Here is a 24,001-nt window from a genome sequence, read left to right on the forward strand (position 1 = left end):
GTCAGGTCTCCTCCCCCGGCCGTCCGACGGTCTCCCCGGGGCCCACGTCGACGACGGGGCCGATGACGATGACGGCGGGCGGCCTGACCTCGCGGGCGACGACCGCCTCGGCGACCGTTGCGAGGGTGGCGTCGACCCGGCGCTGGGACGCCGTGGTGCCCTCCTGGACGAGGGCGACGGGGGTGTCGGGGGACTTGCCGTGGGCGACGAGCGCCTCGGCTATGCGGCCGATCTTGTCGACGCCCATGAGGATCACCAGGGTCCCGGTGAGCCGGGCCAGCGCGGGCCAGTCGACCAGGGAGCGCGGGTCGTCCGGCGCCACGTGGCCGCTGACGACGGTGAACTCGTGGGCGACGCCCCGGTGGGTGACGGGGATGCCGGCCGCGCCGGGGACGGAGATGGAGCTGGAGATGCCGGGAACGACGGTGCACGGCACGCCCGCCTCGGCCAGCGCCTGGGCCTCCTCCATGCCGCGTCCGAAGACGAAGGGGTCGCCGCCCTTGAGGCGGACCACGGCCCTGCCCCTCCGGGCGTGCTCGACGAGGGCGGCGTTGATGGCCTCCTGGGCCATGAAGCGGCCGTAGGGGATCTTCGCGGCGTCGATCACCTCGACGTGCGGCGGCAGTTCCGCGAGCAGGTCGCGCGGGCCGAGCCGGTCGGCGATGACCACGTCGGCCTCCGCCAGCAGACGGCGGCCGCGGACGGTGATGAGGTCCGGGTCCCCGGGGCCGCCGCCGACCAGGGCGACGTGGCCGCCGCGGCGGCGGTGGTGGGGGGCGACGAGGGTGCCGTCGCGCAGGCCCTCGACGACCGCGTCGCGGATGGCGGCGGTGTGCCGGGGGTCGCGGTCGCGCAGGCTCGCGGTGAGGACGGCGACGGTGACGCCCTCGCTGTGCCCGGTCGCCGGGGTCCAGGCGGTGGCGGCCTCGGCGTCGTCGGAGCGGACGCACCAGACGCGGCCGCGCTCGCCCTCGGCGGAGGCGCGGGTGTTGGCTTCGGCGTCGCTGGTGGCGATCAGGGCGTACCAGGCGTCGGTGAGGTCGCCCTCCGCGTACGGGCGGCGCTCCCAGGTGATCTCGCCCGCGTCGGCCATGGCCTCGACGGAGGGGGTGGCCTCCGGCGAGACGAGGCGGATGTCGGCGCCCGCCGCGATGAGCGCCGGGAGGCGGCGCTGGGCCACCTGTCCGCCGCCCAGGACGACCACGCGGCGTCCGGCGAGGCGGAGGCCTACGGGGTAGGCGGGTTGTTCGGCCATGAGGCGGGGCTCCTCGTCCTGGCGGTGCGGTGGGACGCTTCGGCTCTGGAGCGGCCCTGACGTGCGGAATTCTAGAAGACGCGGGTGGGGCGGGGTGCGCCGTGGTCGCCCCTACGGGTGGGGCGGGCCGTGCGCGGGGCCGCCTCCCCCGAGGGGGACCGCCTCCCCCGGGGCGGATGCCCCCTGCGGGAGGGACGGATGCCCCTGGGGGCCCGGTGCGCGCCCGGGACGGCGGCGGCTTGGCCCCCTGGGCGGTGCCCCGGCTCGGCTCGGGGAGATCCCGAGGGGCCGGGGTTCCCTGGTGGGGGTTCCCCGGGGCCGGGGATCTCCCGGAGGGTGCGGGGTTCGCCGCCCTCCGGGAACCCCCGGCCGGGGCTACTTCTCGGTCACGCCGGCCGAGTCGAACGTCGCCACCTCGTGCATGGCCCGTGCCGTGCTCTGCACCATCGGCAGGGCCAGCAGCGCGCCGGTGCCCTCCCCGAGGCGGAGGTCGAGGTCGACCAGCGGACGCAGGCCCAGCGTGTTGAGCGCGGCGACATGGCCGGGCTCGGCGCTGCGGTGGCCCGCGATGCAGGCCGCGAGGACCTCGGGGGCGATGGCGCGGGCGACGAGCGCGGCGGCGCCGGCGCTGACCCCGTCCAGGATCACCGGTGTGCGCAGCGAGGCGCCGCCGAGGAGCAGGCCGACCATGGCGGCGTGCTCGAACCCGCCGATCGCGGCGAGGACCCCGAGCGGGTCGGCCGGGTCGGGCCGGTGCAGTTCGAGGGCCCGGCGCACCACCTCGGTCTTGCGGACCAGGGTCTCGTCGTTGATGCCGGTGCCCCGCCCGGTGACCTCGGCCGGGTCGACCCCGGTGAAGACGGAGATGAGCGCGGCGGACACGGTGGTGTTCGCGATCCCCATCTCCCCCGTGAGCAGGGCCTTGTTCCCGGCCGCCACGAGGTCGCGGGCGGTCTCGATGCCGACCTCGACGGCCTGCTTGGCCTCCTCGCGGGTCATCGCGGGCCCGGCGGTCATGTCGGAGGTGCCGCCGCGGATCTTGCGCGGCAGCAGACCGGGGGTGGCGGGCAGGTCGGCGGCGACGCCGACGTCGACGACGCAGACCTCGGCGCCCACCTGGGTGGCGAAGGCGTTACAGACCGCTCCCCCGCCCAGGAAGTTGGCCACCATCTGGGCCGTGACCTCCTGCGGCCAGGGGGTGACGCCCTGGGCGTGCACCCCGTGGTCGCCCGCGAAGACGGCGACGGCCGCGGGTTCCGGGATGGGCGGCGGGCACTGCCGGGAGAGCCCGGAGAGCTGGGCCGAGATGATCTCCAGCATGCCGAGGGCGCCGGACGGCTTCGTCATCCGCTTCTGGCGCTCCCACGCCTCGCCGAGCGCCTTGGCGTCCAGCGGGCGGATCTGCGCGACGGTCTCGGCCAGCAGGTCGTGCGGCTCCTCGCCGGGCAGGGCGCGGCGGCCGTACGTCTCCTCGTGCACGACCCAGGACAGCGGGCGGCGCTTGGACCAGCCGGCCCGCACCAGCTCGGGCTCGTCCGGGAACTCGTCGACGTAGCCGACGCACAGGTAGGCCACGATCTCCAGGTGTTCGGGGAGGCCGAGGGCGCGGACCATCTCGCGCTCGTCGAAGAAGCTGACCCAGCCGACGCCGAGGCCCTCGGCGCGGGCGGCGAGCCACAGGTTCTCGACGGCGAGCGCCGAGGAGTAGGGCGCCATCTGCGGCTGCGTCCGGCGGCCCAGGGTGTGCCGTCCGCCCCGGGTGGGGTCGGCGGTGACGACGATGTTGACCGGGGTGTCGAGGATGGCCTCGATCTTCAGTTCCTTGAACTGCTTGGCCCGGCCCTTGGGCAGCGACTTCGCGTAGGCGTCGCGCTGCCGCATCGCCAGTTCGTGCATCGCCTGGCGGGTCTCGCCGGAGCGGATGACGACGAAGTCCCAGGGCTGCGAGTGGCCGACGGAGGGCGCGGTGTGGGCGGCCTCCAGGACCCGGAGCAGCACCTCGTGCGGGATGGGGTCGTCGCGGAAGCCGTTGCGGATGTCGCGGCGCTCCCGCATGACCTTCAGCACGGCCTCGCGCTCGGCGTCGTCGTACCCGGGGGCCGCCGGTCCGGCGGGTCTGCGCGGGGCGGCCGCCGCGGGCGCCCCGTCGGCGTCCGCCCCCGCCTGGTCCCCGGCGGGGGCGGCGGGGCCGTCGGCTCCGGGCTCGCGGGGGGCGGGGACGGTGACGGCCGCCTCCGGCGGGAGGGCGCGGGCGTGGGCCGGGGACGCCGGGACTCCGGCGTCTCCCTGGGACGCGGACGTCCCCCCGCCGTCGGCCGGGGCGGACCCGTCCTCGCCGGGCCCGTCCTCGGCCGCCGGGTCGGAAGCGTCGGGGGTGTCCTCCGCCTGCGGCAGGGGTGCGGGGACGGCTCCGGTGCCGACGGCGGCTTCCGCGCCCCCGGTGTCTTCCGGAGCGGTGCCGTCGGCCTGCCGGGCGGTCGGGGCCCCGCCGGGGGCGACGGCAGCGGGCTGCCGCCCGGGCAGCGGGGCCGTCGCGGCCTCCGGGTGGCCGTCGGTCCCGCCGGGGGCGGTCGCCCCGGCGGCGGCCGGCTGGGGCGCCCGGGCGGCCCGGTCGCCGGGAACGGGCTGCGGGTCCGGGGTGGGACCGGTGCCCTGGGCGGGGTGCGGCTGCTCCTGGGCGGGACCCGGCTCCGGCGCGGGGTGCGGCGCCCCCGGGACGACGGCGGCCCCGGACGCGGGCCGGTCGGCGGGGGCGGGCCGGTCCTCGGCGGCGGGCTGCTCCTCGGGAGCGGGCCGGTCCTCGGCGGAGGGCTGCTCCTCGGGAGCGGGCTGTCCCTCGGGGAGGGGCGCTCCGTCGACGGGCCGGGGCGCCTCCGGCTGGGCCGGCTCCACCGCGTCGGGCAGGGCTGCGGCCTCCGGGGCGGGGGCGGCGGGGGCCGCTTCCTCGCCAGGCGTCGCTCCTTCGGCAGGCATCGCTCCCTCCGCGGGGATCGCTACCTCCGCGGCGGTCGCGTTCTCCGCAGGCGCGGCTTCTCGCTCCGCCGGGGTGCCCTCGGCGGACGCGAGTCCGTCGCCGACGGGGGTGGTGTCCGCGGCTGCGGCGGGCGCCTCCACGGAGGCGGTCTCCTGCTGCGCCGGAGTGCCGTCCTGCACGGGCGCGGACGCGTCCCCGGCGGGGGCGGTCCCGGCGCCGTTCTCCGCGCTCTCCTCCGGGACGTCGGCCCCGGCGCCGTCGGCCGTTTCGGCGGCGGTCGCCTCGGCGCCGGACTCGGCCGCCACGGGCTCGGGGTCGCCCGGGGCCTCCTGGACCTCCGGCGCGGGGGTCTGATCGGTCCCTTCCGCTGCCGGGGAGGGCTGGGCCGGGGCGGGCGCGGGCTGCGCCACGGCGTCGGGTGCCTGCCCGGTGGTGACCGGTTCGGCGGCGGGGGCGTCGGCCTCCGGCGGGCCACCGGCCGGGGCACCGACATGCGGGGCACCGGTCTCCGGGGAGGCGGCCTGCGCGGGCCCGGCCTCGGACGCTCCGTCGGCCCGGGGCGCCGCCCCGGGCGGCGGGGCCGACGGCGGGGTCTCGCCCTCGGGGGGCACGGCTGTCCCGTCCGCCTGCGCGGAAGCGGGCGTTCCGGCCGCGGCCGGCTCGGCATCCGGCACGGCGGGCCCGGTGGCCTCCGCCGGTTCCGGGGCCTCCACCGGTTCCGGGGCCTCCACCGGCTCCGAAGCCGCCGGGGACCGCTCCGGCTCCGGGATGCCCGGGGTCTCCTGGGGCAGCGAAGCCTCCGGGGCCCCGGTCTGCTGCGCCACGTCCTCCACTGCCCCGCCGGCCTGCGCCGCCGAGCCGGGTTCGGGCGCGTCGGACACCACCACGGCAGGGGTGCCGGGACCGGGTTCCGGGTCCGTCCGTGCGGTACCGGAGGCCTCCGGCTCCGGCGCCGTCTCGGCGGCGGTCGCCGTTTCCGGGGCGGGAACGGCCTCGGGGGCCGCGCCGTCCGGTGCCGCACCGGTGGGGGCGTCTTCGGCGGGGGCCGCATCGGCCGGCGTCCCGTCGGCGGGGGCCGCGTCGGCGGACGTCCCGTCGGCGGGAGGCTCCACCGCCTGCGGGGCCACGGGCTCGGGCTCCTCCGCCGTCCCGGACGGGGACTCGGGCACGGTCCCGCGCGCCGGTGCGGCCTCAGGCGCCGGTGCGGCCTCGGGCGCCCGTTCGGCCCCCGTCTCCCGCTCGGCACCGGTTCCGGGGGCGTCCGCCGGGACGGCACCGGTGGTGCCCTCCGGGGTCACGCCCTCGGGGGTCCCGGCGTCGGCGGCCGCGTCCCCGGTCTCCGCGTCCTCGGGGGCGCCGTCGGCGGTCGCGCCGTCCGTGCTCGCCCCCTCGGTACCCGTGTCCTCCTGGGTGTCCTCGCCCGGAGCCGCCTCCTGGGCCGCCCCGTCCGCGTCGGTTCCGTCGGGCTCCCGGCCCGCCGCGTCGTCGGCCCCCGAAGCGTCGGCCTCCGAGGCGGAGGTCTCCACGGCGCCGGTCCCCTCGGCGGCCTCACCGCCGTCGGTCCCGTCGGCGCCGGTCCGGGCCGCACCGTCCGCGGCATCGCCCTCGGCGGCATCCGTCGTCGACGGCGCGGTCTCCGGGCCGCCCTCGGCCGCTCCACCCTCGGCCGCGTCGGTCACGGCCGCGTCGGCCGCCGGGGACTCCGCCGCTCCCGCCGTGGCCCCCGCCTGCGTCGCCACCCGGGCGACCACGGCCTCGGCGGCGCCGACCGGCTCGCCCTGCTGTCCAGGAACCGGAGCAACCGTTTCCGCAGCCGCTCCCGGCGCGCCGGCGGCCGCCGGCGTCCGGGCGCCCCGGGGCGCCGCTGCCTGCGGGGCCCGTACGGCGCCCTGCCGTCCCTCGGGATCGGCACCGGGGACCGCGGACCCCGGGCGCACCGGGGCGTCGGCGGGCCCCCGGTCGGCCAGGGAGCGGACCGGGCTCGCGGAGGCGTCCGGGATGGGCGGGCCGAGGTGCAGCGGGCGGCGCGCCGCGGCCTGCTCGGCGGCGCGGACCGCCCCGAGGTCGACCGAGCCGGTGTCGGGGCCCAGGGTCCCGTTGGGGCCCGGCTGGTGCACGGTCTCGACGACCGGCTCCGGCGCGGGCGGCGCGACCTCGTTGCCCCAGGCGCTCTGCGCGCCCGGCAGCAACAGGTCCTCGTCCTCGGCGGTGCTCTCGGAGAGGTAGGTGTACGCACCGGGCGCGTGGACGTCCGGCTGCTCCACCATCCCTGCGTTCTCCGGCAGCCCCTCGCCCGGGATCTGGCCGGTGTCGGTCATGCGTAACCCCTCGCCCATCGGTTGGTGCTCCTACGCCCGGGGCGGCGCACCGACCGCCCCAGTGAAGAACGAGCGTGCGTGCCCAGCGGCACGAACGACCCGCCGGCAAAGACGACAAAGCCATTCAGTGGCATTGTCGCGGTCGTCCCCCCGTCATGGCGGCAAGATCCGTGACGGCCCGCTGTGGACTGCGCCACGTTGCGCGTCCCTCCCGTGCCGCCGTACCACACCGCCGTCGGAACTGGCGGCTTTTCAGGACATTGACCGACGAACCGCCGGTGGCCCTGGTGCGGCACAACAATCGGCCAGCCTACCCCGGTGGTGGGACAACCTGATCATTGGGAGCGGTCCGCGAGGACGCCGCTGAGCAGGAACGCGACGCTCCGCTCCGTCTCCGTCCAGGACCGGCTGTCCAGGCCGACGGACTGCAGGAGGGCGCACTCCACCTGGTAGCCGTGCTCCGTCAGGGCGCGGCCGACGAGTTCGGCGGCGTCGCGGGTGGCGGCGTGGGTGACGATGCGCTGGGGACGGCGGTCGGCGACCGCGGAGACCACCGGCGCTCCCCCGCCGCCGACCCGGACCACGTCGGGTTCGGGGAGGTCCTCCAGGACGTGCGGGGCGGTGCCCTGCACGATCTGCATCTGGACGCCGAAGCGCCGCGCGGTGGCGCCGGCGCGGGCGCAGGCGCCGGGGTCGAGGTCGACGGCGATGACGGCGGCGCCGCCGCGCGCCGCCTCGGTGGCGAAGGATCCGCCGCCGCAGCCGATGTCCCAGACGAGGTCCCCGAGCCGGGGTCCGAGGCGGGCGAGCTGGGCGGTGCGCAGCAGTTCGCTCTCGCCCTCGCCCGGGGTGCCGCCGTAGGCCTCGGCGGGCAGCGACCAGCCGCGCGGTCCGGCCACCGGGGCGTGGCCCGCGATCCAGCCGCCGTCCCCCGGGGCGGGGGCGGACCCGTGGGAGCCGCCGGCGACGATGACGACGTTGGGGTCGCGCCAGGTGTGGTCGGCGGCCTTGTCGGAGGTGACGACGGTGACCTGTTCGCGGGCGGTGCCGAGTTCCTCGCAGATGACGAAGGTGCGGTGGACGCCCTCCATCAGCAGGCCGAGTTCGGCGGGCCCGGCGCCGGGCGAGGTGAGGACGGCGACCTTGGTCCGGGCCCGGCACACGTTCACCGCGCGGCGCAGGGTGCGGGCGTGGGCGACGACCACGTGGGCGTCGTCCCAGGGCATACCGGCCCGGGCGAAGGCGGCGGCGACGGAGGAGACCGCGGGCACGACCTCGACCTCCAGGCCGTACTCGGGGGCGCGCAGGGTGCGGACGACGCCGAAGAAGCCGGGGTCGCCGTCGGCGAGGACGACGGCGGTGCCGCGGTGGGCGGCGATGCGGCGGGCGGCGAGGGGGACGCTGCCGAGCCGGACGCGCTCGGCGGCGGGCGGCACCTCGGGGAGGGCGAGGTGGTGGGCGGCTCCGGCCACGAGGGTGGCGGCGCCGAGGGCGCCGCGGGCCGCTTCGGTCAGCGGCGAACCGTCCCAGCCGATCACCGTGACCCGGTCGGCCATCGTCGTCAGTCTCCAGGAAGTCGCGGGGCGAGTCGGTGTGCCGCGGGCGCGGAACGCCGCGGGCGGGCCGCGGGCGCGGGTTCCCCGCCGGGCGGGCTCCGTGAGCGTACCCGGTGCGCGGGGCGGTGCGGTGCCGACGGCGCCCCGGTACTCAGTTCCAGTCGGGGAAGGTGGTGAAACCGTCGCCGTCGGCCAGGTGTTCGGCGGCGCCCTCCAGGTCCTCGGGCAGCAGGCTCCAGACGATGAGGTCGGTGCGGACCTCGTTCCAGATGCCGTCGTCGGTGCGCACCCGCGCTATGCAGGCGTTGCGCAGGACGCCCTCGCTGATGCAGCCGATCCGCTGGGCGACCTGCTGGGCGGCGGTGTTGTCGGCGGCGGTGCGCAGCTCGACGCGCTCGAACTTCTGGTCGCCGAAGAGCCACTGGGCGGTGGCGAGGGCGGCCTCGGAGGCGTAGCCCTCGCCGCGGGCCCAGGGGGCGACGACGTACGACAGCTCGGTGGACCGCACGTGCCAGTCGGTCCTGGTGAGCTGGACGGTGCCGACCAGGCGCTGGGTGAGGAACTCGGTGACGGCCAGCGAGATCCCGCGGCCGTCGGCGCGGCGGGCGGGCGCGGACTCGGTGACCGCGACGCGGGCGTCCTCGGCGGTGAAGGGCTGGGGGACGTGGGTCCAGGCGGCGACCTGCTCGTCGTTCATCATGGCCTGGAGGGCGGGGACGTCCTCCTCTTCGAGGGGGCGCAGCACCAACCGCTCCGTGCTGATGGAGATGTTGGGGAAGGTGCTCGTCATGCGCCGCTCCGTAACCTGGGTGACCGTCAGACCCGCTGAGCTGTCCAGCATGCAGCATGAGAGCACCCCGGTGCACCACGGGGCCCCCTCCGGTGCGGAGGGGGCCCCGTGGTGCGGCCGGACCGGCCGCGGTGCGGGCGGGAGCGGCGGGGAGGCGGATCAGAAGGAGGGGAGGACGGCCCCGTCGTACTTGTCCTCGATGAACTTCTTCACCTCGGGCGAGGTGAGGAGCTTGACCAGCTTCTGGACGCGCGGGTCCTTCTCCTGGCCCTCCTTGACGGCGAGCAGGTTGCTGTTCGGGTTGCCCTTCGCGGCCTCCAGGACGAGGGCGTCCTCGGCCGGCTTGAGGTCGGCCTCGATGGCGTAGTTGCCGTTGATGACGGCCGCGTCGACGTCGGCGAGGGAGCGCGGGGTCTGGGCCGCCTCCAGCTCCTTGAACTTGAGGTTCTTCGGGTTGCTGGTGATGTCGGCGGGGGTCGCGGTGGTGCCGACGCCGTCCTTGAGGGTGATGATCTTGTTGGCGGCGAGGAGCTGGAGGGCGCGGCCCTCGTTGACCGTGTCGTTCGGCACGGCGACGGTGGCGCCGCTCTTGAGGTCGTCGGCCTTGTCGATCTTGCTGGAGTAGAGGCCGAGGGGCTCCAGGTGCACGTCGACGACGGGCACGATGTGGGTGCCCTTCTTCTTGTTGAAGTCGTCGAGGTAGGGCTTGGTCTGGAAGAAGTTGGCGCCGACGGAGCCGTCCTCCGTCGCCGTGTTCGGCGTGACGTAGTCGGTGAACTCCTTGACCTGGAGGTCGAGGCCGGCCTTCTCGGCGAGGTTCTCCTTGATGAAGGTGAGGATCTCGGCGTGGGGGACCGGGCTGGCGGCGACGACGAGCGCGCCGGAGGGGTCCGAGGCGTCGTCCTTGTCCGAGCCGCAGGCGCTGAGGCCGAGGGTGAGGGCTCCGGCGGCGAGGACGGCGGTGGTGATCTTGGCGGTGTTACGCACGAAAAGTGCCTTTCCTGAGGGTGGTACGGGGTGATGCGTCCCCGTCTCGGTGGTACGGGGAAGTCCTGGGGGGCGGTGCGCCCCGGCGGGTTACGCGGCCTCGCCGGCGTCGGCCGGAGCGGGCTTCGCGGCCTTCGCGGGCTTCACCGGCCGGAGCCGGCCTCCGCCCGCCGCGCCGGTGCGGGTGCCGCGGCGCTGCGCGGAGCGGGCCGCCCAGTCGCCGGCGAACTGGATGACGGAGATGGCGGCGGCGAGCAGCGCGACGGTGATCCACATCAGGCCGGTCTCGAAGCGCTGGTAGCCGTAGCGGACGGCGAGGTCCCCGAGGCCGCCGCCGCCGACCGTGCCGGCCATGGCGGAGTAGCCGATGAGGGCGATGACCGTCGTGGTGGTGCTGGCGATCAGCGACGGGAGCGCCTCCGGGACCAGGACCTTGCGGACCACGGTCCAGGTGCTGCCGCCCATGGACTCGACGGCCTCGACGAGCCCGCCGTCCACCTCGCGCACGGCCGTCTCGACCAGGCGCGCGAAGAACGGGATGCCGCCGATGGCGAGCGGCACGATGGCGGCCTCGCTGCCGATGCTGGTCCCGGTCACCCAGCGGGTGAAGCCCATGAGGGCGACCATGAGGATGATGAACGGCATCGAGCGGCCGACGTTGACGATCTGCCCGATGACCTTGTTCAGCACGGTGTTCTGGAGCTGGCCGCCCCGGTCGGTGAGGACCAGGAGCACACCCACCGGCAGGCCGACGGCGACCGCGATCAGGGTGGACCAGCCGACCATGATCAGCGTCTCCCAGGACGCCTGCTCCAGCAGGGGCCGCATCTCGGACCAGGTCACTTGGCACCTTCCTTCACCGCGGCGCGGTCGGCGCCCACGATGTCGACCTGCAGGCCCCGCTCGCGCAGGAAGCCGACGGGCACGACGTTGTCCTCGTAGCGGCCGGGCAGTTCGATGCGCATCCGGCCGACCTGGAGGCCGCCGACGGTGTCGATGGCGGCGCCGAGGATCGATATGTCGATGTTGTAGGTACGGGAGAGCTGCGAGATGACCGGCTGGGTCGCGGCGTCGCCGTGGAAGGTGACGTCGAGGACGGTGCGGTCCTCGCCGGTGGCCTCGCCGCCGACCGGGAAGAGCGCGGCGGCCAGTTCGGAGCCGGGGGTGGCCAGCAGGTCGGCCACGGTGCCGGATTCGGTGATGCGCCCGTTCTCCATGAGAGCGGCCGAGTCGCAGATGCTCTTGACGACGTCCATCTCGTGGGTGATCAGCAGGACGGTCAGCCCGAGCTGCCGGTTGAGGTCGCGCAGCAGATGGAGGATGGAGCGGGTGGTCTCCGGGTCCAGGGCGCTGGTGGCCTCGTCGGAGAGCAGCACCTGGGGGTCGCCGGCCAGGGCGCGGGCGATGCCCACGCGCTGCTTCTGGCCGCCGGAGAGCTGGGCGGGGTAGGACTTGGCCTTGTCGGCGAGGCCGACCAGGTCGAGCAGCTCCAGCGCCTTGACGGATCGTTCCTTCCCCGAGACGCCGAGGATCTCCAGGGGCAGTTCGACGTTGTCCCGCACGGTCCGGGTGGACAGCAGGTTGAAGTGCTGGAAGACCATGCCGATGCGGCTGCGCGCCTGCCGCAGTTCCCGTCCGGCGCGGGCGCCGCGCCCGGCGAGGGCGGTGAGCTCCCGCCCGGCGACGGTGACCGTGCCGGAGGTGGGGCGCTCCAGGAGGTTGACGCAGCGGATGAGAGAGGACTTCCCGGCGCCGGACTGGCCGATGACGCCGTACACCTCGCCCTCGCGGACATGCAGGTCGACGCCGTCCAGGGCGGTGACCTCGCGGCCGCGTGAGCGGTAGACCTTCGTCAGGCCCGATGTGGTGATCACGTGGATATCCGTCACTGTCGAGTGCGCGGCGCGCGGGGGCGCTCCGGGCACGGGGCATTGTTCTTCGGGTTCCGGGTCCTTGGGCGCGGCACGTGTCCCCGCGGTGGCGCGCCGGGGCGGCGTGACCGGGAGGGGTTCGTGGGCGCGGGGCGTGGCTCAGTCCTGTGCGCGGGGCACTGCGGCGGACCGGCCGCTCGCTTCGGGGCGCGAGGTGCGGATGGTGCGGGGGCCCTCTAGAAGGCGCGCATTCGGCACATACAACGAGCACCGGGCGTCATGGTCGCCTCGGTCGCAAGGGTGCGGTAGCTCGTCGTGCTCATGGGCTCAGTAAAGCAGACGTACCGGTCCGAGCGGTCACCAGTTGTCCGGATACTGGACATTCATGGACAGGTGGTGGACGAGGGCGGATCGGTCCGGCCCCCGGGCGGCGCGGCGCCCCGACCGCCGCTGACCAGCGGCCCCTTGGCCGGACGGCTCCCGAACCGGGGCACCGCGGCCCCCGCCCGGCACGGGCGCGCTGTGGCCAACGCCACGGCGGGGCCGCAGCGGGCGCCGCCAAGGGGCCGCCGGGCCGCGGAGCGCGCGGGGCGGCCCGGAACGGCGCGGCGACCGGGGCGGGGCGGGCACCCGGGCCGACGCCGTGCGTCAGGGCCGCGCATCAGGGCCGTGGGCGTGGGCGAGGTCCATGGGACGAGGTCCGTGGGCCGGGAGCCGGAGCGCGGCTCCGGGCGGCGCCTCCCCGACCCGCCGGCCCGACGGGGTGGCCCCGAGCGGGATGCCCGGCACGGGACCAGGCCCACGGAGCGCACGGAAGCGCGGGGGAATGCGGAGGCGCGGGGCGGGTGGAGGTGGGGGGTGCGAAAGCGCAGGGCCGGGCGGAGGTCGGCGGGCCGAGGCACCGGGGCGGGCGGAGGCGCGGTGCCCGGAGGAGGGCCGGGAGGTCCGGCCGGTCCCGCTCCCGGGTACGGGCGCTCGCGCGCGGGGGCGGGGACGGCGGGCCGCGCGGACCGTAATAGGGTCGCTGCCATGCTTGACGTCCTGACGCTGGTGACCGGCGTCGCCGCGCTGCTGCTGGCCGCCTGGTGCGGCTGGGCGGCCTACCGTGACCAGCCGACGAAGGACTGGCACTTCCTCGGCATGGCCGTGGTCTCGCTGCTGGGCCTCGTCCAGCTGGTGACCGGGATCGTGCAGCTCGCGCGGGGCGAGGAGCCGGAGCAGGGGACGACCATCTTCGTGGCGTATCTGCTGGGCGCCTTCGCCTGCGTCCCGGCGGCGGGGTTCCTGTCGCTGGCCGAGCGCACCCGCTGGGGCTCCGTCACGGTGGCCGCCGGCGGTGTCGTCCTCGCCGTCCTGGAGGTGCGGCTCCATGACATCTGGGGAGGCTGAGACGGTGGCGGCACAGGAGGCGCCGGGCGGCCGGCGCCTGATCGCGGGGCCCGGGATCCTGCTGGTGTGGCTGTACGGGGTGATGGTGGTGGGCGCGGTGTCGCGCTCCGCGTACCAGATCTCCACCGAGTTCGACCGGGCGCCGCTGGCGTACACCCTCTCCGCGGTCGCGGGGATCGTCTACGGCTTCATCACCTACACCCTGGTGCGCGGCGGCGAGACGGCCCGCCGGGCGGCGCGGGTCTGCTGCGCGGCCGAGCTGGTGGGCGTGGTGGCGGTCGGCACCTGGACGCTGGCGGACCCGTCCGCCTTCCCCGACACGACCGTGTGGTCGGACTTCGGGATGGGCTACCTCTTCATCCCGGTGCTGCTGCCGCTGTCGGCGCTGTACTGGCTGCGCCGGGGCGCCCGGGAGACGGCCGCCGCCTGAGCGGACCGGACGGGGGCGGGCCGGTCGGCCGCGCCCCCGGGCACCGCCCTCACGCCGTCGCCGCGTACTCCTCGGCGGGCTTCTCCAGCACGATCATCCGTACGCCGTCGGTGCCCTGCTCGGTGCCGACCGTGCGGTAGCCGACGCGCTGGTACAGCCGCAGGTTTCCCTCGCTGCGGTGTCCCGTGTACAGCCGGAACCGCGTGGCGCCGCGCTCCCCCGCGAGCGCCGTCTCGGCCGCGCGGAGCAGCCGGGCGCCGATGCCGTGCCCCTGGAGGCGCGGGTGCACGCAGAGCCGGCCGATGGCGGCGGAGCCGTCCTCGGCGAGCCGGCCGCGCACCGAGCCGACGACCTCGTCGCCGAGCCGCGCCACGAAGACGCAGTCGCCGGTGACCTCCGCGCGCACGGATTCGAGGGTCTGGACGAGGGGTTCGATGCGGTAGTTGCCGTACAGCGCGGCCTCACTCTGGAAGCAGAGGTACTGCAACCGGAAGATCTGCTCGGCGTCCCGCTCGACCGCCTCCGAGATGGTCACGCTCATGCCCATGTGTGCATGCCTCCCGCTCACCTGATCGCTATGGTCCCCTAGAGCTATCCCCGTCCCCGCTCGGCCGCAACCTCCGGTGTGAGCAATCTCCGGGGACATTCCGGGACACAGCGATCTTTCCGCCCCAAGATCCCCCTGTGAGATACCCAACTCCCCGGCGGTCTCCGGGCAGCCGGATCCGCGGGGCGGAAGCGGGGCTGCCGGCGGTCGGGGGCGGCGGCGCGCGCCCCGGCGGCGGCCCGCGCGTCGGGCGGCGGGCGCGGGCGGTGAGCGGCTCGGCGGTCGTCCGCGGTGCGGCGCGGGCATGGGCGGTACGGCGCGGTCGCCCGGGGCGGCGGCGGCCCCGGGCGACCGAAGATCACTCGAACCGGTGGACGCGGATCAGCGGTTGACGAAGTCCGCGCGGGCGAGCACCCCGGTGTCCGGGTGGTCGGTGAAGACGCCGTCGATGCCGGTGGCGAAGTACGCGCGGAAGGCGCCGAACGCGTCGCCGTAACCGTCGGCCGCGGTGCCCCGGCGGAGGTCGGCGGGCAGGAACGGGTTCTCGTTGCGCATCGTGTACGGGTGGAGGACCAGGCCCGCGCGGTGCGCGTCGCGGACGAGCGCGGTGGGCTCGGTGAGGCGGCCGGCCGCGTCCCTGGGGATGATCAGGTCAAGGGTGGGGCCGATGCCCTGGGCGTAGGAGGCGATCTCCCTGAGGCCGCTCGGGGTGATGAGGTCGGCGGTGGTGCGCGGGTCGCCGCTCTCGGTGAAGTCCCAGGGGCGGACGGCGGCACCGGAGAGCAGCACGGCGAGGGGGTTGCCGACGAGCCGGCTCATCCGACGGACGCTGGTGGGCTCGAAGGACTGGACGATGACCGGCGAGTTCCTCCGGTCCCGGCCGTACCGCCGCAGCAGCCCGGCGAGCCGCTCCTCGGTGGGCAGGCCCAGCTTGCGGAAGTAGGTGGGGTGCTTCAGCTCGGGGTAGATCCAGACCTCCCTGCCACGGCGGCGGCTCTGCTCGGTCTGCCAGCGCAGCACCTCCTCGAAGGCGGGGATCTCCCAGCGGCCGTCGTAGAGGGTGTTGTGGGGGCGGTTCCCGGGGATGCGCTCGGTGGCGCGCAGCGTCTTCAGCTCGGCGAGCGTGAAGTCCTCGGTGAACCAGCCGGTGGTGGAGACGCCGTCGACCACCTTGGTCCGCCTGCGGTCGGCGAACTCCCGGTGCGCGGACACGTCGGTGGTGCCGCCGATCTCCGGCTCGTGGCGGCAGACGAGGTGGCCGTCGCGGGTGGGGACCAGGTCACCGGCCTCGACGATGTCGGCGCCCATGTCGAGGGCGAGTTCGTAGGAGCCGAAGGTGTGCTCGGGGCGGTGGCCGCTCGCACCCCGGTGGCCGATGATCGCGGGGACGGGCAGCCCCTTCAGCCCGCGGCCCGCCGCGCCGCCCCGGTCGCCCCGTCCGTCCCGCCCCGTCCCCGCGTGCGCCGCGCCGCCCGGTCCGAGGACCGCGCCGCCCGCGCCGAGGACCGCCGCCCCGAGCAGCGCGCGCCGCGCGGTCCCGGCCGTCCGGTTGTCCGACTCCTGCGTTGCCATCAGCACTCTCCCGCCGTCGACCTTCGGTGCGCGCCGATCGTAGGACCGCGTCCGTGACGCCGGAGGGACCGTCACCGGAACACTGGGGCGACGCGGGATGACGTACGGCCCCGAAGGGGTCCGCGAGGGACGGGAGGTGACGTTTCGCCCGTTCCGGGAGCGCGAGTTGGCTCACATCGGCGGGAACGGACGGAGGGCCCGCGCGGGCCCGGCGCCGCAGGTGGACACGGGTGGACGGGGGGCCGGAAGGCCGTACGACCGACGTGCGCAACCACCGGGGCCGCGAGTAATGTCCTCACCTGCACAGAGTCGCACGCATCCCCGACCGGAGGATTCCGTTGTCCCGTTTCGCGTTCATCAAGGCAGTGCTCGGTCCGGTCATGCGCTTGATGTTCCGTCTACGGGTGGAGGGCGCGGAGCGCATCCCCGGTGACGGTCCGGTCATCCTGGCCGGGAACCACCTCACCTTCATCGACTCGATGCTCCTGCCGCTGGTGTGCGACCGGCAGGTGGTGTTCATCGGCAAGGACGAGTACGTCACGGGCAAGGGCTTCAAGGGCCGGCTGATGGCGTGGTTCTTCACCGGCGTCGGCATGATCCCGGTCGACCGGGACGGCGGACGGGGCGGGGTGGCGGCGCTGATGACGGGCCGCCGGGTGCTGGAGGAGGGCCGGATCTTCGGCATCTACCCCGAGGGCACCCGCTCCCCCGACGGCCGCCTCTACCGGGGGCGCACGGGCATCGCCCGGCTGACCCTGATGACCGGGGCGCCGGTGGTGCCGTTCGCGATGATCGGCACGGACAAGCTGCAGCCCGGCGGCTCGGGCCTGCCCCGGCCGGGCAAGGTCACGGTGCGGTTCGGCGAGCCGATGGAGTTCTCCCGCTACGAGGGCATGGACCGCGACCGCTACGTCCTGCGCGCCGTCACGGACTCCGTGATGACGGAGGTCATGCGGCTGTCCGGCCAGGAGTACGTGGACATCTACGCGAGCAAGGCCAAGGCCGCCTGACGGCCGGCGCCGGGCACGGCGCCACCGCACCGGGCACCGCGGAGGGCGGGCCGCCGTGACGGCGGCCCGCCCTCCGCGCTCCGGTCCCGCGCCGGGGGCGGCCCCTGATGGCGGGGCCCGCTGATCTCCCGGGGAACATTCCCCACGGGGGCGGCCCCTACGGGACCGGGGTGGCCCCTCTCGGAGGCGGGCGGGGCGGGCGCGGCCCACGAGGGTGGAGCCCCGCAGGGGGCCGGCGTTCTCCCGTGTACGGCGGATCCGCCCCGGCGCGCAGGGCCGCTCCCCACGGCGGGGCCGGTCCCCCAGGGGCGGGACCCCCTACGGGCGAGGACCTCTCCCTGCGGCCAGCAGGGCGACCCCCTGCGGCCGTCCCCCTGCGGCAAGCGGACCGCTGCCCGTGGGGCGTCCCCCGGGGGGACCGGGGCGTCACCACATGGACGAACGGGCGTCCGGCGGGTGAGTCCCGCACGGGCGGACGGGGACTCATCCGTCGGACGGAGATGCGGCGGCGGGCGGCTGGCTCCACCGGGCGGGGCGGGGTTCGCAGGGGCGCCGGGGCGCCCCCGCGGGCGGCTCCGCGTGCGTCCCCGGCCGCCCCCGGCCGCCGCCGGACGCCGCCGGCCGCCCCGGGCCCGCCGGGAGGACGGCCCGCGCTCCGGCCCGAGCGCCCCGCGCCCGCCCCGTGACCCCGTCAGGCGTGCGGCGCCGTGTCCTCCAGGCGCTGTCCCCGCAGCAGGTGCCACGCCGCCGCCGAGGCCGTCAGGAGGACGACGGCGCCGATGCCCGAGGCCAGGGTGAGCCCGTCCACGAAGGACTGCCGGGCGGCGTCCAGCATCCCGGCGGCCGTCGCCGGGTCCATGTGGGCGGCGGCCTCCACCGCCCCGCCGAGCGACTCGTGGGCGGCGTCCGGGGTGCCCGCCGGGCCGGTGAAGCCCCGGTAGACGCCGGTCACGATGGAGCCGAGCAGGGCGATGCCGAGGGCGGCGCCCAGTTCGTAGGCCGTCTCGGAGACCGCGGAGGCGGCCCCGGCCTGCTCCTTGGGCACGCTGGAGAGGATCACGTCGGCCGTGACCGTGAAGGCGAACCCCGCTCCCAGACCGACGACCAGCAGCGCGGCGCCGAGCAGCGGATAGCCGGTGTGCTGCCCGAGGACGGTCAGCGCGGCGAGCGCCAGGCCGATGCCCGCGAGGCCCCCGCTGACCACGGCCCGGACCGAGAAGCGCCGGGCCGCGCGCCCCGCGATCAGACCGGCGGCCACCGCGCCGATCGCGGCGGGCAGTTCGGCCAGCCCCGCCTCGAACGGTCCCCTGCCCTGCACCAGTTGCAGGTACTGGGAGAGGAAGAAGACCAGCCCGGACAGGCCCAGGATGGTCAGCAGGTCGGCCAGGACGGCCCCGCTGAACCCCCGGCTGCGGAACAGCCGCATGTCCAGCAGCGGCACCGGCATGGTGAGCTGACGGCGTACGAAGCCGTAGAGCGCGGCGGCGCCCGCCAGGGCCGCCCCGAGGGTGCCCCAGGCGAAGCCGTGCGCGGCGGCCTCCTTGACGGCGTAGACGACGCCGGCCATGCCGATCAGGGAGAGGGCGACGCTGGGCGTGTCCCACGGCCCCGGGGACGGGTCGCGCGACTCGGGCAGGAACCTGATGCCGACCACGACCAGCACGGCCATCACGGGCAGGTTGATCAGGAAGACCGAGCCCCACCAGAAGTGCTCCAGCAGGACCCCGCCGACGATCGGGCCGACCGCCATCCCGGCCGAGGCGGTGGCGCCCCAGATGCCGACGGCGAGGCTGCGTTCGCGCGGGTCGTGGAAGATGTTGCGGATCAGGGCGAGGGTGGCGGGCATCAGAGTGGCGCCCGCGACGCCGAGCAGCGCCCTCGCGAGGATCATCGTCTCGGGCGTGGAGGCGTAGGCGTTCAGCACGGAGACCGCGCCGAAGGCCGTGGCGCCGACCAGCAGGATGCGCTTGCGGCCGATACGGTCGCCGAGACTGCCCATGGAGACCAGGAGCCCGGCGATGACGAAGGAGTAGACGTCGCCGATCCAGAGCAGCTGGGTGCCGGAGGGCGCGAGGTCCTCGCTGATGTAGGGGGTCGCGAGACCGAGCACGGTGGCGTCGACGGCCACCAGCAGGACGGCCAGGACCAGGACGGACAGCGCGAGCCAGCGGCCGGGGTTCCTGACCTCCTCGGCGGGCGGCGCCGGGCTCAGGGTGCGGGTCATGGGTCACTCTCTCCGAAGTGCGCCGCCGAGCAGCAGCTCGACGATCATGCGGGTGAAGTCGTTGCGGGCCACGCGGCCCTCGGCCACCGCCCAGGCGCCGGAGGCCAGCAGGCCGTACAGCGCCTCGGTGAGCCACGCCGGGGTGAGGTCGATGCGGAACTCGCCGCTCTCCTGGCCCCGGCGGAACAGCTCGGTGAGGCGGGCGTCCAGCCGGGCCCAGCCCGCGTTCTGCTCCTCGCCCTCGAAGAGCTGGTTCTCGCTGTAGAGGAAGGACAGCAGCCCGGCGGCGGGCTGCAGCTCGCCGACCAGGCGGCGCACCGCTCCGGCGGCCGGGCCCTCGTCGGTGCGGGCCGCCTCCAGGGCGGCCTCGCACTCCGCGATGCCCAGCGCCTCCAGGGCCCGGACCAGGGCGTCCCGCCCGGCGAAGTGGCGGTGCAGCGTGGCCCGGCTGATCCCGGCGGCCCGGGCGACCTCGTCCATCGTCGCGGCGCCCTTGCGGGACAGCAGGCCGGCGGCGCTGCGCAGTACCTGCTCTCGGTCAACAGCCATGAGACGAAGATAGAGCATGTGAGACATTTTTGTCTCATCGCGGGTATGTGTGACGCGCCACTCACGGAAGGGGCTCCCGGGGACCGGCGGCCGGGCGGGGCACGGGGTCCGGGCCGGAGCCCGGGCGCCGCGGTGGGCGCCTCACCGGGGGCGGGGAACACGGCGGGAGAACCGCGCCGGGGCGGCGGGGGGCGCCGGGACGGCGGAGTGGTGGGGCGCCGGGCGCTCCGAGACGGCGGACCGCCCGGGCGCCGGGGCGGTCGGAGGCGAAGGGGCGGGGTACCGGAGCGGTGGGGAGCCGGAGCGGCGCGGGGTACCGGAGCGGCGGAGCCGGTGGGGGCACCGCAGCGGTGGGGCCGCGAACCCGGCGGGGCATCACAGCGGTGGGGCCCCGCGGCGATGGGTGCGGTGGCACTGCCCCGAGGCCGCCGGGGCGCCACCCCGGAATCAGTGCCAGGGCAGCCGTCCGCGCTGGTCCCAGTAGGCCCGCGGATCCTCGGCGAGGGCGTCGAGACGGGCCGCCTGGTCCTCGTCGAGGTCCACGGCGGCGGCGTGCAGGTTGGAGCCGAGCTGGGCGGTGGTCGCGGCGCCGGAGAGGGTGACGCCCGCCCAGGGCTGCCGCAGGACCAGCGCGAGCGCGACCGCGTCGCAGCCGAGGCCCGTCTCGTCGGCCACCGCCCACAGCGCGGAGGGCGCCTGCGGCGCGGCGAGGCGGCCGTTGGCCATGCCCTCCTTGACGATCACGGTGAGCCCGGCGTCGTGCGCCTCGGCCAGCGCGGGCCCGGCGGAGGTCTCCAGCGCGTTGTAGGTGGCCTGGACGGTGCGGAAGAGGGGCTCGCCGCCGACGGTGACGGCGAGGGCGGCGCGGATCGCGGCGGCCTGGTCGGGGCCGCTGGTGGAGAAGCCGACGGTGAGGCCGTCGGCCGCGGCCTCCGCGAGGGCCGCGTGCAGCTCCCGGTCGGCCAGGGCGGGGCTGTCCGGGGTCAGCGAGTGGATCTGGTAGAGGTCGAGCCGGTCGCCGAGCAGTCCGTCCGTCTCGGCGCGCTGGCGCCGGTAGGCGGCGAGGGAGTGGTCCTTGACCTCGTGCCGCTCGGCCTCGGTGGACCAGTCGGCGGTGTAGGTGTAGCCCCACTTGCTGCCCACGACCACGTCGTCGGCGTCCGGCCGGGAGCGCAGCCACTCCGCGAGGAACTCCTCCGCCCGCCCGTAGGAGCGCGCGGTGTCGACGTACCGCACGCCCTGGGCGTAGGCGGCGTCGAGGAGTTCGCCCGTCCGGGCGCGCAGCGCCCCGGCGCCGCGGTCGGGGCCCAGGTCCCGGTCCCGGCCGAGGGTGAGGTACCCCGGGCGGCCGACGGCGGCGAGGCCGAGGCCGAGGTGGCAGGTCGGGGTCGTCGCGGCGGCCAGGCGGGCGAAGGGCATCGCGGGCTCCGTTCGGTCGGCTGCGGTGGGCCTGCGACCAACGTAACCGCGATGCCCTCCGGGCAAACCGGCGCTACTTCCCGGCGCCGGCCCACGCGTACTGGACCGCCAGGTCCTCCTTGACCTCGGCGAGCTGGACGGCGACCGCCGACGGGGCGGTGCCGCCGCGGCCGTCGCGGGAGGCGAGGGCGCCGGGGACGTCGAGGACGGTGCGGACCTCGGGGGTGAGATGCTCGGAGATCCCGGCGAACTGCTCGTCGGTCAGCTCGTCGAGTTCCTTGCCCTCGCCCTCGGCGACCTTGACGCACTCGCCGGCCACCTCGTGCGCGACCCGGAACGGCACGCCCTGGCGGACCAGCCACTCCGCGATGTCGGTGGCGAGCGAGAACCCGGCCGGGGCCAGCTCCTCCATGCGCTCGCGGTGCACGGTGAGGGTGGCCATCATGCCGGTGAAGGCGGGCAGCAGGACCTCGAGCTGGTCGATGGAGTCGAAGACCGGCTCCTTGTCCTCCTGGAGGTCGCGGTTGTAGGCGAGCGGGAGGGCCTTGAGGGTCGCCATCAGACCGGTCAGATTGCCGATCAGGCGTCCGCTCTTGCCCCGGGCCAGCTCGGCGATGTCCGGGTTCTTCTTCTGCGGCATGATCGAGGAGCCGGTGGAGAAGGCGTCGTGCAGGGTCACGAAGGAGAACTCCTTCGTGTTCCAGATGATGATCTCCTCCGCGATCCGGGAGAGGTTGACGCCGATCATCGCGGTGACGAAGGCGAACTCGGCGACGAAGTCGCGGGAGGCGGTGCCGTCGATGGAGTTGGCGGCGCTGCCGCGCTCGAAGCCGAGGTCGCGGGCGACCGCCTCCGGGTCGAGGCCCAGCGAGGAGCCGGCCAGGGCTCCGGAGCCGTACGGGGAGACCGCGGTGCGCTCGTCCCACTGGCGCAGCCGCTCGGCGTCCCGGGACAGGGCCTGGACGTGGGCGAGTACGTGGTGGGCGAAGAGGACCGGCTGGGCGTGCTGGAGGTGGGTGCGGCCGGGCATGGCCACGTCGGGGTGGGCCTCGGCGAGGCCGACCAGGGCGCCCTGGAGGTCGGCGATCAGGCCGCCGACGGTGCGGGCGTGGTCGCGCAGGTACATCCGGAAGAGGGTGGCGACCTGGTCGTTGCGGGACCGCCCGGCGCGGAGCTTGCCGCCGAGGTCGGGGCCGAGCCGCTCCAGCAGGCCGCGCTCCAGCGCGGTGTGGACGTCCTCGTCGGCGATGGTGCCGGTGAAGTCGCCGGAGGCCACGTCGGCCTCCAGCCGGTCGAGCCCGGCGATCATGCGGGTCAGCTCGTCGTCGGTGAGCAGCCCGGCGCCGCGCAGGACGCGCGCGTGGGCGCGGGAGCCCGCGATGTCGTAGGGCGCGAGGCGCCAGTCGAAGTGGACCGACGCGGACAGCTTCGCGAGGGCCTCGGCGGGACCGTCGGCGAAACGGCCGCCCCAGAGCCGTACGTCACCGCTGTTGCTGCTCACTGGTTGCGCTCCTCACCGTACCGACACTGGCCTGCATGATTATGCAGAACACTGCATGTTTCGTCAATGTGCCTCGCCGGGCCCGGGCCGGGCGGGCTCCCCGCCGTCCGCGACATCGCGGACCCACCGTCCCCAGCCCGGCCCACGGGGACGGCCGGGACCCGCCCGCCCGGCGGTTCGCGCACGCGGACGACGCCTCGCCCAGCGCCTCGCGCCACCGGGAGCGCACCGCCCTCTCCCCGCAGGGACCACGTGGCCACGGGCCCGGTCGGCCCTCCCGGGCTGCCGTCGCCGATGCCCCCGTCTACCGTCTGAGCCATGCGCCCCGGTGCCCTGTCCGTCCTGGTGTCCGCCTCCCTGCTGCTCGCCGCCGCCCCCGCCCGGGTCGCCGGGGAGCAGCCGCTGCCGTACCGGATGGCGGACACCGGGGGCGGCACCCAGCTCATCACGGCGGTGGCCGCGCGGACCGGCTCCACGACCGGCACCCTCACCTGGTGGGACCGCCGCGACGGCGGATGGGTCCGGGCCGGTACCGCGCCCGCCCGCTTCGGGGCGAACGGGCTGGCCGACGGCGCGAGGCGCCGCCAGGGCACGGAGACCACCCCCACCGGGCTGTACGGGCTGCCGTTCGCCTTCGGCACCGCGCCGGCGCCGGCCGGCACGGTGTACCCCTACCGGCCGGTGCGCGAGGACTCCTGGTGGTGCCAGGACAACGCGTCCCGCTCCTACAACCGCTGGGCCGCGCCGCTGCCCGCCGACTGCCGCGCCGGGGAGGCCGAGCGGCTGGCCGGCTATCCGGCGCAGTACGCCCACGCCCTCGTCGTGGACTTCAACTACCGCCGACCGGTGCGCGGGCGCGGCGCGGGCATCTTCCTGCACGTCGACGGGCGGGGGGCGACCGCCGGATGCGTGTCGGTACCGGCGGAGGCGATGCGGCTGCTGCTGCGCTGGGCGAGCCCGGCGGCCCGCCCGCACATCGCCATCGGCACCGCGGGCGGCACCACCGCCGTCACCCGCTACTGAGCGGGGCGCCGCTCCCGTACGGGGCGGGGCGCGCCCGGCCGGTCAGTGGTCGTTCTGGGCCAGCCGCAGCAGGTGGTCGGCCAGCGCCTGCCCGCCGGTCGGCTCCCTGCTGATCAGCAGCACGGTGTCGTCCCCGGCGATGGTGCCGAGGATGTCGTGCAGCTCCGCCTGGTCGATGGCCGAGGCGAGGAACTGGGCGGCACCCGGCGGGGTGCGCAGGACCACGAGGTTGGCGGACGCCTCCGCGGAGATCAGCAGCTCCGCGGAGAGCCTGCGCATCCGCTCCTCCTTCACCGACCCGCCCAGCGGCGCCCGGGGCGTGCGGAAGCCGCCCTCGCTGGGCACCGCGTAGATCAGGTCGCCGTCGGGGTTGCGGATCTTCACCGCGTTCAGCTCGTCCAGGTCCCGGGAGAGCGTCGCCTGGGTGACGGTCAGGCCGTCGTCCGCGAGCAGCTTCGCCAACTGGCTCTGGGAGCGCACCGCCTGCCGGTTGAGGATGTCCACGATCCGGCGGTGGCGTGCGGTGCGGGTCTGCGGTACGGCAGGCCCGGCGGTCTGCTCGTGGTCCTGCGCCTGGCTCATCGTC

18 protein-coding genes are annotated in these 24,001 nt (G+C 75.9%); 4 read left to right on the forward strand and 14 right to left on the reverse strand.

What is annotated here, in order from left to right:
• Position 1 precedes the first annotated feature (1 nt).
• The 7 genes from cobA to ACZ7LB_RS17070 form a co-directional block, all read right to left on the reverse strand.
• Positions 2–1,255: a uroporphyrinogen-III C-methyltransferase gene (gene cobA, locus ACZ7LB_RS17040; RefSeq protein WP_471468942.1), complete on the reverse strand. Its 1,254-nt coding sequence runs from the start codon at positions 1,253–1,255 to the stop codon at positions 2–4.
• Positions 1,256–1,630: 375 nt separating this feature from the next.
• Positions 1,631–5,116: a nicotinate-nucleotide--dimethylbenzimidazole phosphoribosyltransferase gene (cobT, locus tag ACZ7LB_RS17045; protein ID WP_471469200.1), complete on the reverse strand. Its 3,486-nt coding sequence runs from the start codon at positions 5,114–5,116 to the stop codon at positions 1,631–1,633.
• 1,766 nt (positions 5,117–6,882) lie between these two features.
• Positions 6,883–8,103: a precorrin-6y C5,15-methyltransferase (decarboxylating) subunit CbiE gene (gene cbiE, locus ACZ7LB_RS17050; RefSeq protein ID WP_471468944.1), complete on the reverse strand. Its 1,221-nt coding sequence runs from the start codon at positions 8,101–8,103 to the stop codon at positions 6,883–6,885.
• A gap of 151 nt (positions 8,104–8,254) precedes the next feature.
• The gene (locus ACZ7LB_RS17055; RefSeq protein WP_471468946.1) at positions 8,255–8,893 is read right to left on the reverse strand and encodes a GNAT family N-acetyltransferase; all 639 of its coding nucleotides are present in this window, start codon (positions 8,891–8,893) and stop codon (positions 8,255–8,257) included.
• Positions 8,894–9,052: 159 nt separating this feature from the next.
• Positions 9,053–9,880 carry a MetQ/NlpA family ABC transporter substrate-binding protein gene (locus tag ACZ7LB_RS17060; RefSeq protein WP_471468948.1) on the reverse strand — a complete coding sequence of 276 codons (828 nt, stop codon included), beginning with the start codon at positions 9,878–9,880 and terminating at the stop codon, positions 9,053–9,055.
• Positions 9,881–9,970: 90 nt separating this feature from the next.
• On the reverse strand, positions 9,971–10,723 hold the full coding sequence (locus ACZ7LB_RS17065; protein WP_471468950.1) for a methionine ABC transporter permease: 753 nt from the start codon (positions 10,721–10,723) through the stop codon (positions 9,971–9,973).
• Positions 10,720–11,754, reverse strand: a complete 1,035-nt coding sequence (locus ACZ7LB_RS17070; RefSeq protein ID WP_471468951.1) for a methionine ABC transporter ATP-binding protein — start codon at positions 11,752–11,754, stop codon at positions 10,720–10,722. The genes ACZ7LB_RS17065 and ACZ7LB_RS17070 overlap by 4 nt, the downstream gene beginning before the upstream one ends.
• A gap of 1,026 nt (positions 11,755–12,780) precedes the next feature.
• On the opposite strand from ACZ7LB_RS17070, the gene ACZ7LB_RS17075 reads away from it, so the two are divergent.
• Both ACZ7LB_RS17075 and ACZ7LB_RS17080 read left to right on the forward strand, forming a co-directional pair.
• The gene (locus tag ACZ7LB_RS17075) at positions 12,781–13,140 is read left to right on the forward strand and encodes a hypothetical protein (RefSeq protein WP_471468952.1); all 360 of its coding nucleotides are present in this window, start codon (positions 12,781–12,783) and stop codon (positions 13,138–13,140) included.
• Complete coding sequence (locus ACZ7LB_RS17080; RefSeq protein WP_471468954.1) at positions 13,121–13,570, forward strand: hypothetical protein; 450 nt, start codon at positions 13,121–13,123, stop codon at positions 13,568–13,570. The genes ACZ7LB_RS17075 and ACZ7LB_RS17080 overlap by 20 nt, the downstream gene beginning before the upstream one ends.
• Before the next feature lie 49 nt (positions 13,571–13,619).
• Here ACZ7LB_RS17080 and ACZ7LB_RS17085 read toward each other — a convergent pair whose 3' ends face one another.
• Both ACZ7LB_RS17085 and ACZ7LB_RS17090 read right to left on the reverse strand, forming a co-directional pair.
• Positions 13,620–14,117 carry a GNAT family N-acetyltransferase gene (locus ACZ7LB_RS17085; protein ID WP_161228233.1) on the reverse strand — a complete coding sequence of 166 codons (498 nt, stop codon included), beginning with the start codon at positions 14,115–14,117 and terminating at the stop codon, positions 13,620–13,622.
• A gap of 381 nt (positions 14,118–14,498) precedes the next feature.
• Positions 14,499–15,689, reverse strand: a complete 1,191-nt coding sequence (locus tag ACZ7LB_RS17090; protein ID WP_471468956.1) for a glycerophosphodiester phosphodiesterase — start codon at positions 15,687–15,689, stop codon at positions 14,499–14,501.
• Positions 15,690–16,027: 338 nt separating this feature from the next.
• On the opposite strand from ACZ7LB_RS17090, the gene ACZ7LB_RS17095 reads away from it, so the two are divergent.
• Positions 16,028–16,699 (forward strand): lysophospholipid acyltransferase family protein, encoded by a 672-nt coding sequence (locus ACZ7LB_RS17095; protein ID WP_471468957.1) that lies wholly within the window; start codon positions 16,028–16,030, stop codon positions 16,697–16,699.
• 691 nt (positions 16,700–17,390) lie between these two features.
• Here the strand turns inward: ACZ7LB_RS17095 and ACZ7LB_RS17100 are convergent.
• From ACZ7LB_RS17100 to argH, 4 genes are all read right to left on the reverse strand, one after another.
• A complete protein-coding gene (locus ACZ7LB_RS17100) occupies positions 17,391–18,923 on the reverse strand; it encodes an MFS transporter (RefSeq protein WP_471468959.1) in 1,533 nt (510 codons plus the stop codon).
• Positions 18,924–18,926: 3 nt separating this feature from the next.
• Positions 18,927–19,472: a TetR/AcrR family transcriptional regulator gene (locus tag ACZ7LB_RS17105; protein WP_471468961.1), complete on the reverse strand. Its 546-nt coding sequence runs from the start codon at positions 19,470–19,472 to the stop codon at positions 18,927–18,929.
• 447 nt (positions 19,473–19,919) lie between these two features.
• Positions 19,920–20,891, reverse strand: a complete 972-nt coding sequence (locus tag ACZ7LB_RS17110) for an aldo/keto reductase (protein ID WP_471468962.1) — start codon at positions 20,889–20,891, stop codon at positions 19,920–19,922.
• A 73-nt stretch (positions 20,892–20,964) separates the two neighbouring features.
• Positions 20,965–22,392 (reverse strand): argininosuccinate lyase, encoded by a 1,428-nt coding sequence (gene argH, locus ACZ7LB_RS17115; RefSeq protein ID WP_471468963.1) that lies wholly within the window; start codon positions 22,390–22,392, stop codon positions 20,965–20,967.
• Between the two features lie 318 nt (positions 22,393–22,710).
• On the opposite strand from argH, the gene ACZ7LB_RS17120 reads away from it, so the two are divergent.
• On the forward strand, positions 22,711–23,415 hold the full coding sequence (locus ACZ7LB_RS17120; RefSeq protein ID WP_471468964.1) for a L,D-transpeptidase family protein: 705 nt from the start codon (positions 22,711–22,713) through the stop codon (positions 23,413–23,415).
• A 42-nt stretch (positions 23,416–23,457) separates the two neighbouring features.
• Here the strand turns inward: ACZ7LB_RS17120 and ACZ7LB_RS17125 are convergent, their stop codons facing one another.
• Positions 23,458–23,997 carry an arginine repressor gene (locus tag ACZ7LB_RS17125; RefSeq protein ID WP_161228140.1) on the reverse strand — a complete coding sequence of 180 codons (540 nt, stop codon included), beginning with the start codon at positions 23,995–23,997 and terminating at the stop codon, positions 23,458–23,460.
• Positions 23,998–24,001: the final 4 nt, after the last annotated feature.

This window comes from Streptomyces sp. NPDC107521 (assembly GCF_055598485.1).